Source organism: Aestuariivivens marinum, assembly GCF_022662175.1.
Taxonomy (GTDB): Bacteria; Bacteroidota; Bacteroidia; order Flavobacteriales; family Flavobacteriaceae; genus Aestuariivivens; species Aestuariivivens marinum.
This window is the reverse complement of the sequence record NZ_JAKMCR010000001.1, coordinates 27,408-45,094: the sequence shown is the minus strand read 5'-3', so window position 1 is coordinate 45,094 and position 17,687 is coordinate 27,408. Positions and strand designations below refer to the sequence as shown.

Sequence of the window (17,687 nt, the reverse complement as noted above, 5' to 3'; positions counted from 1 at the left end):
CACTTAAAGTTTTGATGGAATGGTTTCGGTATTATTAAAAAGTTTAAGAGTAACCTTGTACAAGTTCTGTTTTTCCATTTTGCTTTTTAACCAGGCATAAAAACTCATTACAAAAATATCTTCTTTTTGTGAGCTAATCCATTCGAATGAAGATTCTACCTTATCCTTAAACGTTTCTGTGGTTATAAGCTCTGGATGTTTATAATAATACTCCACCAATTTTACATAGGTTATGGCACGCTCTTGCTTAATACTCCTAAGGTATTTAAAATGACTTCTCTTAAAACTCAACAGTCTGGATTCTACCAAGTCTATATGGTTTAATTCTATATGTAATAAAATGTCAATCAAACTTTTCTTTATAACCCATTCCTTGCCAGCTTTTTCAGAATACCAAGCATCAGAATGATAGAACTTTAAAAATAGATAATGTGCTTTTTTAAGTTCTCCTTTTTGGAAATAATACATTACAAGACTTAAATAGATGTCCAAGACAGATTCTGTGTCTTGAAATTTTTGATTAATAAAAGACTCTAAGATTGTAATGGCTTTATTTTGACGATTGGTAAAGTTGTAGTTTAAGCTTAATAATAAATTATATTTTAGCTTAAAGGTATTATAATATTTACTTCTATACTGAAGCATAAGTTCATGCATTTGATACAAATAAGCTTCTGAATCAATAAATTTTTTATTTCTGAATAAAGTATTGGCAATATGATATACTATTTGAATGTGGTAATAAGGTTGCTTTTCTTTATCTTTATAGGATAATATTTTGTTGTAAGTTTCAATTAAAAAAGATTCTATTTTTAAATAATCATTGGTGGCAAATGCAGAAACAGACACAATGCTGATCAATTGAAATAAAGTCTTAAATGATAGATGACTAATAATGTCAATATTGTACTCGCTCAAAGTATTATCTAAGATGGTTTGTAAATCACTAGTGTCTTCCTGTGCTAACTTTAGCTTTATTTTTGAATAAACGATATTCAATTGGTCTTCTAGTAAATGGTTTTCCCTATTTGAATTAAATTTTTTGATGACTTCATCAAATTTAATCTTTGGAAATGCATAAGCGTATTGGATTTGGGTATGGTAAATTTCGTTAAGGAGAGGGTACAAATGATGTTCTTTTGAAATGGTTTCTGCCTTATGCAAAATTTTAAATGCGACTTTATATTGCTTTTGTTGCAAGTAGTTTCGTGAGGCCAAAATGTATTTTATGACCTCCATTTGTATGGAGTTTTCATCCTCTAAACTTGAATTGGCTGAAAAGTTAATAATAGACTGGAACAAGCGCTTTCTAAGGGCGTGGTAAGCGTCTTTTTTTTGATCGCCATATAGCTTTAAACAAATTTCTTCTGAGTTCAAACTGTTTTCATTTAGCAGTTTGAATAATTGTATGTTTTTGGCATCCCGTCGTTTGTTCTTTTTTTCTAAGTATGATGTAAAACGTTGTGCGTCATCTTTAGAAAAAGTGGAAATTATAGTTTTTAAATCATACATTTTAATCGTCAGTTATTGCAGTAATAATATAATAAATATATTAAGAATAGTTATAATATTGTAAATTAAGTCGTCAGTTTTTTTTAAAATCTGTATTTAAAAACTTTAGAATACTTAACAAATTTGTATTAAAGTTAATAAGTAAAAGAGAAGAACTTAAACAATTATATCATGGATTTTAGAGCAACAAACATTTCTACTTTCACTCAGGTAGTTTTGGATAAATACATTTACTATGTATTAATCAATAGGTATTATAAAAAATCATTAAATAATAAAAAAATAGTGTCCTTTAAGAGTTTTAATACTTATTATGATAATACAAGGGATTTATAAAGCTAAACCTGATTCTATTTAAATAGAACTTCTTAAAACCATGAAACCTATAATAATAGGTTACTAAACAATATGATAAAATGCTTTTAAATGTTCCTAACATAGAATAGCCGTAATGATACTAAGAAAATTAAATATAGCTTTTTTGGTAACTACAGGTGTTTCAGTTGTGGTGTTTGTGTACCTGGTATTTTTGGGCTATGATGAAATAAAGACACTCAAGGATGTCATTAAAATCATTGCATCTATTGTATTCCCAATACCCATGTTGTTTTTTGTTAGGTTTATCTTAATTCAACACTTTTTGCCTCAAAATACAGATGATTATAAACTTAAAAACCAAAAACCTGCTACCATATTATTGCTATTAACTATAATAACTGGAATAGGAATAATGCAACTAATAGAGTTTTTAACACATCAAAACCTTGAAAACAATTTGATTTTTGCACATCTCATCAACTCTACTGCTGTGAGCACTTATGTGTTAAATTTTATCTTATATAATAATTTGAAGGCCAATGGTATATTGAGCGGCGTGCTATTATCACTTGCGATTCATGTATTCTTTTTGTCTTCATAATAGAAAAGCGGAATTATCAAAATTTTAAATTATGCAACAAGTACTTCAAAACACAGAAAAAAACAACGCTTCAAAACGGGAACTGTTGTTTACCTTTCAAGCCATTATTGTAACAGGCCTACTATTGTTTACAACAATTGCTTTCTTTTTTTACAATGATCTCTCCATTATTAAAGGCATTAAGGTGGTATTTGCCCCATTTCTGTCTGTAGTGCCATTATTGTTTATTCTTTCTATTTTGAGAGATTTACAGAAAGGATTTACCGAAGGTAATTATAGCAAAAATGAGATAGTAAGATTCTGTATCATTGCCTTAGCAGTTACCGTAGGATTTACTGGCATAACCTATCTAATGTCCAAAATAGGAGCATTGGAAATTTTGCTTGCAGCCATAATGGCTATTTTAAGTACCGTATTCTTTTTAAGAAGTAAGGTTAAGGATATTCTGGGTATGAGTATAATTACTGGTATTGCTGAAGGCATTATTATTTATATGATTTTTTTGTTTTAAAGTACCAATGACTCACTCAAATCTGTAAGCTATAAATATGAGAACACAAGAAAAAATAGGAGTGGGCTTATTAATTGTCCTGGCTGTTTTTTCGGCTATAGGTGTTTTTTTAATTGATCCAATAGCGCAAGACCCATTATATCATAACTTTAGTGATGCTGTTGAAAGGTTTAATGTTGCTAATTTTTGGAATGTTGTTTCAAATATTCCATTTGCTATAGTTGGTATTTGGGGTCTAATTAATGTTAATAAAATTTTGGGATACAAAATCCAATATTGTTTTCTTTTCATTGGAATTATTCTTGTTTCAATTGGTTCGGGTTATTACCATTTAAGCCCAACTAATTCATCTTTGGTATGGGATAGATTACCTATGACAATAGTTTTCATGTCGTTGGTATCTATTATCTTGAGTGAATTCATTAACCCTAAACTCGGTAATAGGCTTTTAATGCCTTTAGTTTTTGTTGGAATGCTATCTGTTGTTTATTGGGTGGTTTTTAATGATTTAAGACCGTATGTTTTAGTGCAGTTTTATCCAATGTTTGCATTGCCTATTATTCTGTTAAGTTTTAAATCTAGTTTTACTATGAACTATGGCTATTGGACGCTAATAGTGGCATATATAATTGCTAAACTAAGTGAGAATTATGATGAAGAAATTTTTGGCACATTATCTTTCATAAGTGGGCATTCCATTAAGCACATTATATCTGCAATTGGTTTGGCAGTATTGGTTTTTACCTATATAGAGCGTCGTGAAATAATTTTAAACACCGTTTAATCTTAAGAGGCAATGATGAAGGAGTTACCCTTTTTCTAGTAATAGTATTATTGGCATTTTACATGGAATCCAAAACAGATAATTAAAGGGTGAAAGTTAAGTAATAGAATTAAAACAGTATTATAAATGAATTCAAAAATTCAAAATGATATTAAGGAACTTGTTGAACAACAGGTCATATCAAAAGAAAGTGCTTCAAAAATGGAAGCTTATTATCAATCCAAAAAAGTAGATGTCCCCAATAGGATGTTTACCGTTTTTGGAGTTCTAGGTGGTTTACTAATAGGATTGGGAATTATATTGATTTTAGCACATAATTGGGATGATTTTTCAAAATCAATCAAAACCTCTTTGGCTTTTTTGCCCTTAGTATTAGGACAGGTATTTGTTGGTATTTCAATTTTTAAGAATAAAAACAATGTTTGGAAAGAGTCTACCGGTACGCTTTTGTTTTTTGTGGTCGGCTCATGTATATCTCTTATAAGTCAAATTTATAATATACCGGGAAACTTTAGCGATTTCATTTTGACATGGATATTACTGTGTTTTCCATTAATTTATTTTTTAAGGTCACATAGTTTAGCAATATTACACATCATTTTTATGACATTTTATGCGGCAGATTTTGGATATTCTTATCTAAGCAACGGAAAGACTCCATGGTATTATTTATTGCTTTTGGGTTTGGTGTTCCCTCATTATTGGCAACTTTTAAAATATAAATCGGCTGCAAACATTACTTCTATTTTTAATTGGTTATTTCCTTTAAGTCTTAATATAGTTCTAGGAACCTTTGTACATAAGACAAGTGAATTAGGTGTGTTAATGTATGTGGTGCTATATGGCATTTTTTATAGCATTGGAAAAATGCCATTATTTAGTAATTTAAAATTAAGAGGTAATGCCTATTTGGTTTTAGGCTCATTGGGAACCATTTATATGCTTTTGTTAACCAGTTTTGACTTGATGTGGGAAGCAATAAAAAAAACAGAATTAGTTTATTCTTCACAGGAATTTTATATCACACTATTTTTATTGCTAATTGCCATAGGGATATTGATATATGGCATAGCTAAACAATGGATTTCTAAAATTGATTTGACCCATTACACTTTTCTAATATTTACTATCGTATTTTTTGCTGGTTTTAATAACAAATATATTCCATTAATAATAATAAACCTGTTGATTTTGGCCATTGGTATTTTGACTATAAAAAAAGGAGCAGACACATTTCATTTTGGGATATCAAACTATGGTTTATTGATCATAGCTGTTTTAATAGTTTGCAGGTTTTTTGATACAGAGATGTCCTTTGTAATTCGCGGAGTATTGTTTTTAGGATTTGGTCTGGGCTTCTTTTTAACCAACTATTTTATGCTTAAAAGACAAAAGGAAGGAAAAATGAATTTAAAAAAATAGAAAGATGAGAACAATACATATTTTTATACTGTTTATAGTTGTTGCCATAGCACAAATTTTTGTACCTATTAATATGATTCTTGGTAAAGAAGATATTCTTGCTAAGGGTCAATTATATAAGTTTAAAACAAGGCCTATTGATCCAGCAGACCCATTTAGAGGTAGATATATTGCCTTAGATTTTGAAGTTGGGTTGTATGAAACTAAAGATTCAACCTGGCAGAGAGGTGAGGATCTTTACATTTACCTTGAAACAGACAGTTTAGGATATGCTAAAGTGTCAAAGATTAGTCGAGTACTATTACCAAATGAAAAGAAGAATTTTGTGAATGCTAAGGCAAGATGGTACAATAAACAAAGTAAGGAATTAAATATTCAATATCCGTTTAATAGATATTATATTGAGGAAACCAAAGCTTATGATGCTGAGGTAGCGGTAAGAAATGCTCATCAGGATTCCTTAATTGATACCCATGCATTAGTTTATGTAAAAGCAGGTGAGGCGGTTTTGGATGATGTTATTGTTAATAATATTTCTATTAAAGATTATGTAAAAAAGATAGGTGTTAAGTGAGGTGAAAAACTATTTTCTTAAAGAAATTATAAAACTATATGGTGTGGTTTCTGTGTGGGAGGTTAACATTGGGAATTTTGTTCTAGCAATATTTAATACAATAATGTGTTTTAGAGTTAAGAATATTAAAGCGATGGGATTATTTCATGGAGTATTTATTATGCTCTAGCCTATAGGGATCCATTTGTAGAAATGTTTTTAAAAATGTTATGAGTAGTAATTTGTATATTAGTATGATTATAATCTGCCAATGGCGTACTGGGTTTCAACCATATTACTAATTATATCTATTTATATAACTGTTAGTGTAGCATTGTATTATTTGCAGGATTATATGCTGTTTAAACCTGAAAAGCTATCCAAAGATTTTGAGTTTTATTATGATAATCAGAACACTAAAGAATATAACCTTGAAACCAGGGATGGTGCAGTTATCAATGGTCTTCTGTTTATGCCCAAAGGAGATTCTAGAGGAGTGGTTTTATATCTTAAAGGGAACTCAAAAAGTATAAAGGGCTGGGGGAAGTTTGCTGTAGATTTTACCAGACATAATTATAATGTTTTAATGGTAGATTATCGGGGTTTTGGTAAGAGTACCGGAAAGCGTTCGCAAAAAGCTATTAAAAGGGATTTACAGGAAGTGTATAATAAAATTAAGGAACGAATCTCAGAAGACAGGATTATCCTTTACGGCAGGTCTTTAGGGTCTGGATTTGCTGCAAAATTGGCCTCGTTGAACAATCCTAAAATGCTTATTTTGGATGCTCCCTATTATAGCTTGACCAAAGTTACTGCTCGATACGCCCCATTTATGCCCTTATCGGTATTACTTAAATATCCATTACCAACATATAAATGGTTAAAATATGTAAGATGTCCAATTCACATAATACATGGAACAAACGATAAACTTATTCCGTATAAAACCAGTATAAAACTATCTAAGGTAAACCCAAAACGAACAAAACTTCACACTATAATAGGGGGTGGACATAAAAATTTAAATAATTTTGAATCTTATCATAAAATGATTCATGATATCTTAAATTCAAAGCCTCAAAATATTGATTTATCAACAACTAGTATTCATGTTAAACACAGCTCCAAACCTAATAAAACATAAGCTTAAGAAGATATTTTTTATTTTTATAAGTCTTTATGTTATGATTTTAACATTACTATACGTTTTCCAAGAAAGGCTATTGTTTCTGCCTACAGCACTAGAACAGGACTTTGAGTACCAATTCACATATAATTTCGAAGAATTATTTTTAAAGACTAATGATGGAGCTATACTAAATGCTATTCATTTTAAAGTTGAAAACCCAAAGGGCGTTATCCTGTATTTTCATGGAAATGCTGATAATCTGTCCAGATGGGGCGCCATTGTAGAGCCTTTTGTTGAAAGGAGGTATGATGTGCTAATTATGGATTACAGAGCTTATGGTAAAAGTATCGGAAAACTAAGTGAAGCATCTTTTTACAATGATGCCAAATTATTTTATAATTACCTAAAACAAGGTTATAATGAACAAGTTATTACACTTTATGGACGCTCCTTAGGGACAGCAATGGCAACATATTTAGCTTCAAAAAACAAACCGAAACAACTTATTTTAGAAACACCTTATTATAGTATGACAGATGTTGCGCAACTCAAATTTCCTATTTTTCCAGTAAAGCAGCTATTAAACTATAAATTTCCAAGCTTTGAGTTTATTCCAAATGTGAATTGTCCAATAACTATTTTTCACGGCACTCAAGATGAGGTTGTTCCGTTTTCCTCTGCAAAAAAATTAGTTACGATTAGCCCAAAACTGCAAACAACTTTTATTGTGATAGAGGAAGGAAATCATAATAATCTAATGGAATATAGGGCTTACCAATCAGAGATAGATAACCTATTTCCTTAATCAATTTCTTTTTACAAGACCTTTAATTCTTAAAGAAATTATAAAATTAGAAAGTAAGCTGTTAAACATTTCTAAATTAGTTTTACATATTAAAAAAATTGCGTCTCTTTGTACCGTAGTTAGATTTATAAATCATATAGCACATAATTTCTTTTCATAAGATTAGTTATTAGTGAATAAATTTAGTTTAGTTGGTTAGTTAGTTTAAAAGCCCAGTAATTTTATTACTGGGCTTTTGTATTTTATAAGAAAATATCTTAAAAACTATGGGATAGTATAGATTTACGCTCCCTGTAAATTTTAATGATCAATTCCCCAAACAGTGTGTTGGCCCAGGCAAACCAAGACCTGTTAAAATCTTCGGGGTTGTCCTTATTAAAGGCTTCGTGCATAAATCCAGTACCAGCATGGGTGTTTTTAAGCATTGTTAAACACTTGATGATTTCTTGATCATTGTCGCTGGTCATGGCCCTTAAAATAATACCCATGGGCCATATTTTGTTTTTCCCGGTATGCGGACTCGCTTGGCCTTCGGCAGCTTTACCCTTTAAATAATAGGGGTTGTGGTCGCTTAGCAGAAAGCGTCTGGTGTTTTGGTATATGGAATCTGTAGTCTTATGAGCTCCCAAATAGGCTAATGACATTAACGAGGGTACGTTGGCATCGTCCATAAAAACTTTGTTGCCAAAGCCATCCACTTCATAAGCGTAAATGTTACCAAAATCCAAATGATTGGAAATGGCATATTGCTTAATGGCTTCGTCTACTTCATTGGCAAAACGTGAACATTCATCAGCAAAAGCAGAATTGTTCAAGACGTTTTTATTAATAGCAGCCAATTGCTTTAATGAAATAACAGCAAATATATTGGAAGGGATTAAAAACGGAAACAAGGTAGCATCATCCGAAGGCCGGAACATAGAAGCTATTAGCTCCACGGGTTTTAAAGGTCTTCCTGTACCTGCAAATGTTGGGGCATCAATCATGGACGTCGTTTGCCTAATAAAGGTATATGGCGATTCACCATGTTTTCTTTGTTCTGTACGTAATGTTTTTACAACAAGTTGCATGGCTTGATTCCAATCTTCATCAAAAATTGAGGGGTCTTGGGTACGTTGGTAATACTCATTGGCTAACCTAATGGTATAACAAAGGGAATCTATTTCCCATTTTCTTTCGTGTACTCCAGGTATGGGTGTTGGTTTGTCACTTTCCCATTCCGATTTTTTACTTAAGTCCTTATAAAAGGCATTAGCATAAGGATCCTTAAGAATGCATTTGGTTTGTCGGTTAACCAACCCTTTAATAAGGTTTTTTAATTTATCATCCTTTTTGATCAAAGGCATGTAGGGCCACACTTGGGCGGTAGAATCCCTTAACCACATGGCATCAATATCACCTGTGATGATAAAAGTGTCTGGCTTACCATTTATAATTTCATAATCAACTGTAGTGTCCAGTGTATTGGGATAACAGTTTTCGAATAGCCAAGCCAGTTCCTCATCTTTTATACTGGCTTTTACTTCAGCGATTAAATCTTCAACGGCCCGACTTGTAAAGGTGCGTTGGTTTGGATTTGGCCTATTCGATGTGTATGTTTTTTGATCTATTAGTGTCTTTGCCGCTAAGGAAGCAGGTAATACAGTTAAGCCTCCAACCGCAATACTGTTTTGTATTAAAAATTTTCGTCTGTTCATGAGTTTAGTTTCTATAAAAATAGGATTTTATTATCAAGCTAAAGGTTAAAACCAAAAAACTTCATGGCAAATACTTTAGAATCTATGAAATTTAAAAGTAGTACAATATTCTTGGAGAATTGGATAGATTAGGCTTGTTAAGTTGGGTTTTTTGGGCAGTACCACTTTTATTTGCTGAAGCTATTTTAAAGTATAGGAAAACATTTAAATAATTGATAGTAAGTTTTTTAAATTGAATTTTCTTATCTTGATGAAATATTAACCAAAAACCAATTTTAAATGAAAACTCTATTTAATTTTAATATAATGTTATTGCTAACAGGTTTAGTTTTTATAAATAGTGCTTGTAAGGAAACGCCTAAAGAAGAAATAGAACAAGTTAAAACTGTTGAAGTTGTAAATGAAATTTCCGACACCGATTTTAAGGCTCTATGGGAGAAGATTGATCTTATGTGGGAAAAAAGAGCGCCAGAGCTCATAAATAATGTTTATGCCGATAATTTTACTAGAATAAGTCCAGGAGGCAAAAGTACGAGTGGAGCTGAGCTTGTTAGTGAATTCAATGCTATAAATGGAGCTTATCCAAATATGATATTAAATTTGGATGATTATTATATAAGCGGCAATATAGTTGTTGTAAATTGGTCTGCTGATGGAACATTTTCAGGTGAATTAATTGGTGTGAAAGGAAACGAAAAACCATTTAAAGCTATATCGGGTATTACAGTGCTCACGATTGAAGATGGTAAAGTTGTTAAAGATGATTCTTCCTGGAATGCTTTGGAAATATTTTTACAAACAGGATATAAAATAACTTCTCAGGAAGAATAAATAATGAATAAAAAAAAAGGAAGGAATCTTAAGATTCCTTCCTTTTTTTTGAATTGGATTTTTCTTTCTTAAATTACTATTCCGATGCGCTACCAGGTACAATAATTAATTCTCCTTCCTCTATAAAGAAATCAGTATAAAATGGATCTTCCCCTTCATTACCTGTAGTTCCTGAATGAACATAGGCATTGGTTTTAGCCCATCCGGATGCGCCTTTAAAACGACCGGTACCTCCAATAAATGTTATTTCGTCATTAAAATGTACTTGATAATCAGGGTTATCTCCTGTATATAGCCATATCTGGCCTGACTCAATTATACAATGTAATTCGTCTCCGTTAGCTGCTACAAATTTACCCGTTTCTATAAACCAATAGTTCACTGGAAAAATAACTTCTGGAGTAGGAGCAGAACAAAATCTCATAAAGATTTCCTGTAACTGGCCAAGATGTGTCGCTTCTCCATTTCCCTTCATTATCATGGTTTCACTAGAAGAACCAGGGTCACATGCTTGGGAACCTGGAGCCTCTGCACGCCACACGGTGAAGGTAGCTTTAAAAGGTAAACTTTTTTGAATGCTGGATTTTGAGGTTAGGTTGTCTTTTTCAAGTGAGTTTTGTTCTGAATGGAAATCTTCAATGTTACAGGCTGTGAAAAGAAAAAAACTTAATAGAGTTAAACAAAATAGTTTTATAGTTTTCATAATTACATAGTTTTACTTGTTATACAATACACTTTATACCTATAAAGATGGTTAAATAATGTACATGACATTAAGTAACTATGTTGCAAAAACATTAATTTTTTTTCAAAATTATGTTGTTTTGTTAAGCCATGTTGTTAATAGGAAGGTTGTTTAGGGTTAGGGCAGTTTCAATTGAGGATTATTTGTTAGAAACAGTGCTGTAAGGTAAGTTCATTTTTTTCATTAATGCCATAAACCGTTGATTGGAATGTAAAATATGAGAGGGGTACATATAGGGAATATCTCCAAGGGGTCTTCCTTTGTTGAAAGCATCCTCCAGTATATTTATGCCTTCATTAATGTCTCCTAAAAGAAATAAGCTTTTAGCTTTAAAATTAGGTTCTGAAATCTTGGAGATACACCATCTCATTAAACCATCTGTGCCAGATACTTCATATATGCTGTCTAAAGCTTGATTTGTTATATCACTTTTTATAATTGTTCTCAACTTCTTTATATTTTCTATAGCTAATGAATCATTTTTGAGCATATAATGTGACCAAAACTGATATAGTGAAGGTCTTATACTTTCCTTATTTAAATCTTCTGCAATTTTTGACTCAGCTATAGCCTTATGAAAACTTCCATTATTTAAATAAAGCTTTGCGCTTACTTCTCTAACTATGAATGACAAAGGGTCAAGCTCAATAGCTTTGTTTATGTGGGATCTTGCTTCTTCATGTTTCCCTAAATAACTAAGATATTCAGAGAAGCGATGGTGTAGTGTAGAATATTTTGTTCCAATGTCAAAAGCCTTTTTAAATGCTATATTTGCTTTTTCATAATTCCAATCAATATAAAAGTATAGTGTAGCTAGTACTGTATGGGCCTCTACTAAATTGGGGTCTATTTCCAAGGCTTTTAGTGCAAAATATTCGGCTTTTTCTCTATTTTCTTTAATCTCTTCACGACTTGATGATTTCCATATTTTTAGGAAATAGGTGTCGCCTAAGCCAGCATAAGCAAGCGCATAATTAGGGTCTTCTTTTACGGCTTTATTAAAATAATCAATGGCTGTTAAATAGTCTTTGCCCAATCGTTTTCCCCAATAAAATCTACCCAGTTGGTATAATTTATAGGCTTCAATGTTTTCAGTTAGATTTCTTTTAATCTTTAAAGTTTGTTGTTCTGAAAGAGTTGTATTAAGGTCTGAAGCTATTTGTAGGGCAATTTCACTTTGAATTTTAAAAATATCAGATAATTCTCTGTCAAAACTTTTAATCCAGACATGGTCATCACTAGTGGCATCAATAAGCTGAACTGTAATTCTGGCTTTATTCTCATGCTTTTGGATACTGCCTTCCAGAATATAGGAAACACCTAATTCTGAGGCAATTTTGGGAATTGTTTTTGTTGTGTTGTGTTTATAAATCTCGGATGATGTACGAGAAATAACTTTTAATTCTTCTAAGGTAGCTAACCTGTTTAAAAGACCTTCTACCAGTCCATCAGCAAAAAATTGATTGTCCTCATCACCACTAATATTCTTGAAAGGTAAGACCGCAATAGATTTTTCAGTTGAAGCTAAAACTTCAGTACTGGAATAGTAGTTAAACAATATATAGCCTACAAAAATTAGAACAAATAATAAACCAAAAGTTTTAAAAACCCTCCTGCTTTCACTTTTATAACTAAAACGGTTTTTCTTCTTTATTTCTTGTTTAAAGGCTTCCTCGTTTTTATGTTTTTTAGTTTCACTTGCAGGATACCCATAATGCTCGTGAAAACATTTATGAAAATAGGAGGGGCTTCCAAAACCAACTTTGTAGGCAACCTCAGAGATGGTAAAAGATTCCTCTTGGAGCAGTTTATGAGCCTCATTAAGCCTAATCTCTCTAATATATTGACTTATGGATTGTGATTTTAGTGTCTTTAATTTTCGGTGTAGATGCGACCGACTTAGACCTGCTGATTTTGATAAATCTTCAACGCCAAATTGTTCATTTTGAAGATTATCTAGAACGATCGATTTTAGTTTGGATATTAATTTATCATCCTGAATCATTCTTTGTCAACGGTATTAAGCCTAATAATTGAAATAAGGTAAACTGTCTTAAAATTAAGAGATTAAGAGAAGAATTCCAATACTATTCGATACAACTTGATATATTGATGATTAACTGTTTCTTAAAAAGCTTTAGTTTATATCATAGTTAAAGGAAAACTATATCGTCTAATATTTTTAATAGAATAAATGATAATAAAAAAAGGGAATCTCATTTGATTCCCTTTTTAAGATTTCTATAAAGGAGCTTTTAAACAACTTCAACAAACAAGCCTTCATCAGTTTTTTCAACTTTGACAAGACTATTTTTAGTAAGTTCTTTAATACATTTATCCCATTTTTTATTTGATAAGCCCGATTGTAGTTTTAAATCTGACAGAGGTAATCTTTCAGTTTTTCTCAAGGTTTCAAAAATGGTTTTGGCATCATCACTTAAAGCCACAGCTTTCTTTTCTGGCCGCATTTGCGGAAAGAACAGCACCTCCTGTATGGATTGGTTGTTGGTCAAGAACATAATCAATCGGTCCATACCAATACCCATCCCCGAAGTAGGGGGCATACCGTATTCGAGGGCACGTAAAAAATCGTAATCGATAGTCGCTGTAGCTTCCTCATCGCCTTTTTTGGCCAATTCCAATTGGTGCTCGAAGCGTTCACGTTGGTCTATAGGGTCGTTAAGCTCAGAGTAAGCATTGGCTATTTCCTTACCACATACCATGAGCTCAAAACGCTCGGTCAGTTCAGGATTGTCTCGGTGCTCCTTACACAATGGGCTCATTTCTTTCGGGTAGTCGGTAATAAAGGTGGGCTGAATGTAGTTACCCTCACATTTTTCACCAAAAATTTCGTCTATCAGCTTCCCCTTACCCATAGTTTCATCTACTTCAACACCCATAGCTTTTGCAGCTTCCCGTATTTCGGATTCACTTTTACCGATAATATCGAACCCAGTAAATTCTTTAATCGAGTCGGCCATGGTTACCCTGGCATAAGGGGCTTTAAAATCGATATCATGCTTACCAAACGTCGCTTTGGTGGTACCGTTAACCGCTTTGGCACAATGTTCCAGCAAGCGTTCACAGAAATCCATCATCCAATTATAATCCTTGTAGGCCACGTAAATTTCCATAGCTGTAAACTCTGGATTGTGGGTGCGGTCCATACCCTCGTTACGGAAGTTTTTAGAGAATTCGTAAACACCATCAAAACCACCAACGATTAAGCGCTTTAAGTATAGCTCGTTTGCAATTCGCATATAAAGTGGCACATCTAAAGCATTATGGTGGGTTACAAACGGACGCGCCGCAGCGCCACCGGCAATGGGCTGTAATACCGGGGTTTCTACTTCAAAATAACCAGCATCATTAAAAAACTGACGCATGGCATTGAACAATTTGGTACGTTTTACGAAAACATCCTTAACATGTGGGTTAACTACCAAATCGGCATAACGCTGACGGTAACGTAACTCGGGATCGTCAAATTTATCGTGAATATTACCTTCGGCATCCAGTTTGGGTAAAGGTAATGGCTTTAAGGCCTTACTTAACAAGGTAAAGTTTTTTACCATAACCGTTTTTTCACCAACTTTAGTAGTGAATAGTTCGCCTTCAATACCAATAAAATCACCTATGTCCAGTAATTTTTTATAAACAGTATTGTATTTTGTCTTATCGTCACCAGAACATATTTCGTCCCTGTTAAAATACAGTTGGATACGGCCTTCGGCATCTTGTAACTCTGCAAAACTAGCATTGCCCTGTATGCGCCTAGACATTAAGCGACCAGCGATAACTACTTGGTCACCCTGTTTAAAATTGGTTTTTATCGATTTTGAAGTATTCTTAACTGGATATAAATTGGCGGGATAAGGGTTAATGCCCAATTCGCGTAATTTTGCTAATTTCTCTCGTCTTACAAGTTCTTGCTCTGATAATTGCATGCTATTGTGATTTTAAAAACCGGCCCTTTATGGCCAGGTGCAAAATTACATTTTTTACACACAATAGCACACAACATTTTTAATAAGCTTGTACATAAAAAAACTTATATACAAGCTATGCTAGTTAACAATTAGCTTTTGGGAGCTTCTTTTGTTTCAGGTTTCAGTACTTCTCCCTTAATCCTTAATACTTTGTTAGGCTGGGAAGCATTTGTGGTTAACATTACCGTTTTAGTGAATTTACCAATTCTATTTGTAGCATATTTTACCTGAATTTCACCTTTTTCACCTGGTAGAATGACATTTTTGCTATAGGTAGGTACGGTACAACCACATGATCCTTTTGCTTTAGAGATTACTATTGGCGCGTCTCCTGTATTGGTAAATTTAAATACACGCAAGCCATCAGAATTATAGGCAATGGTGCCATAGTCTATTTCTTCGTTTTCAAAAGTGAAAACGCCAACTTTTTCAGATTTGCTTCCTTCTTGGGCAAAGCTAAATGCTGAAACCAATAAGAATAAAACAAGTAATAGATTTGTTGATTTTTGATTTAATGAGTAAGCCATGATTATTTAAATTTTAAAATTCTTGATGTAACAAACTTGCACATATCTTTTATTAAAAACTAAAAAAGCAGGATTGAAAAAGGTACTAGTACCTAATTATATACTTATTAACTAGTTATTAAACAATGACTTAGCTTCATTTCTATTTTGAATATTTAACTTCCTGTAAATGTTGTTTATATGGGTTTTTACGGTGCTAAGGCTAACAAAAAGGATGTCGGCTATTTCTTTATTGGATTTATCTTCAAGTAATAAATTGAGAATATTCTGTTCTTGCCGCGTTAATTGTTCTTTACCATTGGAAGACATCCGTTTCTTGAATTTTTTGAAGGACAGGAATAATATAATGTTAACCGATATAGATGCAATGAACAAAAAGAATAAAATATAGGTCCAATTAACAGCATTATTTTCAGACTCTCTGTTAAGTATAAATTCATCAGAATTAAGTTCGTTTCTGTATTGTTGGGTATAAGTTGCATCAGGATAGGCAACCGTTAATCTTTTAAGCAAATCTTCGTAATAGGGATTGGTCTTTAAATCTTCCAAATAATATTGGTGCATACTATTTCTTCTGTCTGATAAATAGGTGTAAATGTATAGCTCCGCCAAGGGTTCGTTTAAGCTTTGGCCAAAATCCTGTAATTTTTTAAACCATTTTTTGTTGTTCAATGCTCTGTTGGCTTCACTTCTAAATGTGCTGTAAGCATATTTCATTTCATCTTTAAGGGAGTCTATTTTAATGAGTGACAGGGCCTTATCATTTTTTGATTTCACATCGCAAAACATTTGATAGTCAAAAGAAAAAGGGAACTGTAAGGTGTCTGTGTTTTTTGCTATAAATAGTATTTCGTTACTTTCGTCGCAATGGCCATTAAAATGTGGCAGTTCTAGATTATCCTTTTCACAATTGTCAACGTGTATTCTATAAATCCTATAATCATCCTCTAACACACTTCCGGTAAACTCGAAATGACCGGTAGAGTCTGCCTTCACCATGTCAATAATCTGCTCTTCATAAATACCAGACAAGTGCCTATAATCATCTATGATGGAGAGGTACACATTGTCGTGCCACTTCGTTTTATCTATTTCACCCGAAAATTTATATTGTGCTTGAGCAAAAACCGATATTAGGAATAGTAAAATAAAACAGTAGCGTATGTTCATATTACGAAACTACCTATTTTCTTTGAATGAAACACCAATGACTAAAAATTTAACGACCTAGTGTAATGATTGAGTGTAACAAACCTTAAACTATTACGTCCAATAGGTGTCATCAATTAAAAATCGGAATACATGAGTTTTTGGAGAGTTTTATTGTCTATAATTTGTCCACCTTTAGCTGTTTTAGATAAGGGCTGTGGTTCTATTTTTATAGTGTTCTTGTTATGGTTATGCGGATGGGTTCCTGGGGTAATAGCGGCACTGGTTATTCTTAATAACCCTAACCGTTAAAGTATGGTTTAGCCAGTAGCCATTTGTAAAGCAATATTTTTCGTTTGTCTTATATGAATTTTAAAATGAAAAATTCCCGTACTTTTGCAGCCTATGAACAAGCGAATAGAACTGCAGGATTTAGGACTTAGGGACTACAAGGAAACTTGGGATTACCAAGAGCTATTGTTTAAGGGTATTGTAGACATTAAGGCTAAAAACAGGAGGGAGGAAACACACTTACAAACCAATAATTATTTCTTGTTTGTAGAGCACCCACACGTGTATACATTGGGGAAAAGTGGTGATTTGTCTAACTTGCTTTTAAACGAAAAGCAAATTACCGATAAAGGTGCTACATTTTATAAAATTAACCGTGGTGGGGATATTACTTATCATGGTCCTGGACAAATTGTTGGTTATCCTATTTTAGATCTTGAAAATTTCTTTACCGATATTCATAAGTATCTTCGCTTTTTGGAAGAAATGGTTATTCTAACCCTAGCAGAATATGGTATTGAAGCCACACGAAGTAAAGGTGAAACGGGGGTTTGGTTAGAGGTAGGAACGCCTTTTGCCCGAAAAATTTGCGCTATGGGTGTGCGTGCCAGTAGGTGGGTAACCATGCATGGCTTTGCGTTTAATGTCAATGCCGATTTAGGGTATTTCGATAATATTATTCCTTGTGGAATTAGAGGTAAGGCAGTGACGTCATTGAATGTTGAGCTAGGGGTCAAAGAAGTTGCCATGGATGAGGTTAAGAAAAAAATGTTAAAACATTTCGCTATGCTTTTTCAGGCTGAATTTGCAGAAAACGTATAAA

17 protein-coding genes are annotated in these 17,687 nt (G+C 32.7%); 10 read left to right on the top strand and 7 right to left on the bottom strand.

Features of this window, described 5'->3' with window-relative positions; translation table 11 throughout:
* Positions 1-3: 3 nt before the first annotated feature.
* Positions 4-1,512, bottom strand: a complete 1,509-nt coding sequence (locus tag MR053_RS00220; protein WP_242130532.1) for a hypothetical protein — start codon at positions 1,510-1,512, stop codon at positions 4-6.
* Positions 1,513-1,963: 451 nt separating this feature from the next.
* On the opposite strand from MR053_RS00220, the gene MR053_RS00215 reads away from it, so the two are divergent.
* The 7 genes from MR053_RS00215 (at position 1,964) to MR053_RS00185 (ending at position 7,635) form a co-directional block, all read left to right on the top strand.
* Complete coding sequence (locus MR053_RS00215; RefSeq protein WP_242130531.1) at positions 1,964-2,431, top strand: hypothetical protein; 468 nt, start codon at positions 1,964-1,966, stop codon at positions 2,429-2,431.
* Positions 2,432-2,462: 31 nt separating this feature from the next.
* On the top strand, positions 2,463-2,942 hold the full coding sequence (locus MR053_RS00210; RefSeq protein WP_223548624.1) for a hypothetical protein: 480 nt from the start codon (positions 2,463-2,465) through the stop codon (positions 2,940-2,942).
* 37 nt (positions 2,943-2,979) lie between these two features.
* A complete protein-coding gene (locus MR053_RS00205; RefSeq protein ID WP_242130530.1) occupies positions 2,980-3,726 on the top strand; it encodes a ceramidase domain-containing protein in 747 nt (248 codons plus the stop codon).
* A 126-nt stretch (positions 3,727-3,852) separates the two neighbouring features.
* Positions 3,853-5,148, top strand: a complete 1,296-nt coding sequence (locus tag MR053_RS00200) for a DUF2157 domain-containing protein (RefSeq protein WP_242130529.1) — start codon at positions 3,853-3,855, stop codon at positions 5,146-5,148.
* A gap of 4 nt (positions 5,149-5,152) precedes the next feature.
* The gene (locus MR053_RS00195; RefSeq protein WP_242130528.1) at positions 5,153-5,722 is read left to right on the top strand and encodes a GDYXXLXY domain-containing protein; all 570 of its coding nucleotides are present in this window, start codon (positions 5,153-5,155) and stop codon (positions 5,720-5,722) included.
* Positions 5,723-5,972: 250 nt separating this feature from the next.
* Positions 5,973-6,845 carry an alpha/beta hydrolase gene (locus tag MR053_RS00190; protein ID WP_242130527.1) on the top strand — a complete coding sequence of 291 codons (873 nt, stop codon included), beginning with the start codon at positions 5,973-5,975 and terminating at the stop codon, positions 6,843-6,845.
* 40 nt (positions 6,846-6,885) lie between these two features.
* Complete coding sequence (locus tag MR053_RS00185; protein WP_223548615.1) at positions 6,886-7,635, top strand: alpha/beta hydrolase; 750 nt, start codon at positions 6,886-6,888, stop codon at positions 7,633-7,635.
* A 257-nt stretch (positions 7,636-7,892) separates the two neighbouring features.
* On the opposite strand, the gene MR053_RS00180 is transcribed toward MR053_RS00185, so the two are convergent.
* Entirely contained in the window at positions 7,893-9,332 is a 1,440-nt protein-coding gene (locus tag MR053_RS00180; RefSeq protein WP_242130526.1) for a glycoside hydrolase family 125 protein, read from the bottom strand.
* Positions 9,333-9,611: 279 nt separating this feature from the next.
* Here MR053_RS00180 and MR053_RS00175 point away from each other — a divergent pair, with 279 nt between their 5' ends.
* The gene (locus MR053_RS00175) at positions 9,612-10,163 is read left to right on the top strand and encodes an ester cyclase (RefSeq protein WP_242130525.1); all 552 of its coding nucleotides are present in this window, start codon (positions 9,612-9,614) and stop codon (positions 10,161-10,163) included.
* A 76-nt stretch (positions 10,164-10,239) separates the two neighbouring features.
* Here MR053_RS00175 and MR053_RS00170 read toward each other — a convergent pair whose 3' ends face one another.
* From MR053_RS00170 to MR053_RS00150, 5 genes are all read right to left on the bottom strand, one after another.
* On the bottom strand, positions 10,240-10,866 hold the full coding sequence (locus tag MR053_RS00170) for a hypothetical protein (RefSeq protein WP_223548603.1): 627 nt from the start codon (positions 10,864-10,866) through the stop codon (positions 10,240-10,242).
* Positions 10,867-11,047: 181 nt separating this feature from the next.
* A complete protein-coding gene (locus tag MR053_RS00165) occupies positions 11,048-12,913 on the bottom strand; it encodes a helix-turn-helix domain-containing protein (protein WP_242130524.1) in 1,866 nt (621 codons plus the stop codon).
* A 250-nt stretch (positions 12,914-13,163) separates the two neighbouring features.
* Complete coding sequence (gene lysS, locus MR053_RS00160; RefSeq protein WP_242130523.1) at positions 13,164-14,855, bottom strand: lysine--tRNA ligase; 1,692 nt, start codon at positions 14,853-14,855, stop codon at positions 13,164-13,166.
* Positions 14,856-14,986: 131 nt separating this feature from the next.
* Positions 14,987-15,424 carry a DUF1573 domain-containing protein gene (locus tag MR053_RS00155; RefSeq protein ID WP_242130522.1) on the bottom strand — a complete coding sequence of 146 codons (438 nt, stop codon included), beginning with the start codon at positions 15,422-15,424 and terminating at the stop codon, positions 14,987-14,989.
* A gap of 111 nt (positions 15,425-15,535) precedes the next feature.
* The gene (locus MR053_RS00150; RefSeq protein ID WP_242130521.1) at positions 15,536-16,594 is read right to left on the bottom strand and encodes a helix-turn-helix domain-containing protein; all 1,059 of its coding nucleotides are present in this window, start codon (positions 16,592-16,594) and stop codon (positions 15,536-15,538) included.
* A gap of 132 nt (positions 16,595-16,726) precedes the next feature.
* Here MR053_RS00150 and MR053_RS00145 point away from each other — a divergent pair, with 132 nt between their 5' ends.
* Together MR053_RS00145 and lipB are read left to right on the top strand one after the other, a co-directional pair.
* Complete coding sequence (locus tag MR053_RS00145; RefSeq protein ID WP_223548593.1) at positions 16,727-16,885, top strand: YqaE/Pmp3 family membrane protein; 159 nt, start codon at positions 16,727-16,729, stop codon at positions 16,883-16,885.
* Between the two features lie 93 nt (positions 16,886-16,978).
* Complete coding sequence (gene lipB / locus MR053_RS00140; RefSeq protein WP_242130520.1) at positions 16,979-17,686, top strand: lipoyl(octanoyl) transferase LipB; 708 nt, start codon at positions 16,979-16,981, stop codon at positions 17,684-17,686.
* Position 17,687: the final 1 nt, after the last annotated feature.

Excerpts from the sequence above, each read along its gene's own strand:
- MR053_RS00190 (WP_242130527.1), top strand. The coding sequence starts at position 5,973 with ATGGCGTACTGGGTTTCAACCATATTACTAATTATATCTATTTATATA.
- MR053_RS00205 (WP_242130530.1), top strand. The coding sequence starts at position 2,980 with ATGAGAACACAAGAAAAAATAGGAGTGGGCTTATTAATTGTCCTGGCT.
- MR053_RS00215 (WP_242130531.1), top strand. The coding sequence starts at position 1,964 with ATGATACTAAGAAAATTAAATATAGCTTTTTTGGTAACTACAGGTGTT.
- MR053_RS00195 (WP_242130528.1), top strand. The coding sequence starts at position 5,153 with ATGAGAACAATACATATTTTTATACTGTTTATAGTTGTTGCCATAGCA.
- MR053_RS00220 (WP_242130532.1), bottom strand. The coding sequence starts at position 1,512 with ATGTATGATTTAAAAACTATAATTTCCACTTTTTCTAAAGATGACGCA.
- MR053_RS00145 (WP_223548593.1), top strand. The coding sequence starts at position 16,727 with ATGAGTTTTTGGAGAGTTTTATTGTCTATAATTTGTCCACCTTTAGCT.
- MR053_RS00155 (WP_242130522.1), bottom strand. The coding sequence starts at position 15,424 with ATGGCTTACTCATTAAATCAAAAATCAACAAATCTATTACTTGTTTTA.
- MR053_RS00150 (WP_242130521.1), bottom strand. The coding sequence starts at position 16,594 with ATGAACATACGCTACTGTTTTATTTTACTATTCCTAATATCGGTTTTT.
- MR053_RS00210 (WP_223548624.1), top strand. The coding sequence starts at position 2,463 with ATGCAACAAGTACTTCAAAACACAGAAAAAAACAACGCTTCAAAACGG.
- MR053_RS00175 (WP_242130525.1), top strand. The coding sequence starts at position 9,612 with ATGAAAACTCTATTTAATTTTAATATAATGTTATTGCTAACAGGTTTA.
- lipB (WP_242130520.1), top strand. The coding sequence starts at position 16,979 with ATGAACAAGCGAATAGAACTGCAGGATTTAGGACTTAGGGACTACAAG.
- MR053_RS00185 (WP_223548615.1), top strand. The coding sequence starts at position 6,886 with ATGATTTTAACATTACTATACGTTTTCCAAGAAAGGCTATTGTTTCTG.
- MR053_RS00165 (WP_242130524.1), bottom strand. The coding sequence starts at position 12,913 with ATGATTCAGGATGATAAATTAATATCCAAACTAAAATCGATCGTTCTA.
- MR053_RS00200 (WP_242130529.1), top strand. The coding sequence starts at position 3,853 with ATGAATTCAAAAATTCAAAATGATATTAAGGAACTTGTTGAACAACAG.
- MR053_RS00170 (WP_223548603.1), bottom strand. The coding sequence starts at position 10,866 with ATGAAAACTATAAAACTATTTTGTTTAACTCTATTAAGTTTTTTTCTT.
- lysS (WP_242130523.1), bottom strand. The coding sequence starts at position 14,855 with ATGCAATTATCAGAGCAAGAACTTGTAAGACGAGAGAAATTAGCAAAA.
- MR053_RS00180 (WP_242130526.1), bottom strand. The coding sequence starts at position 9,332 with ATGAACAGACGAAAATTTTTAATACAAAACAGTATTGCGGTTGGAGGC.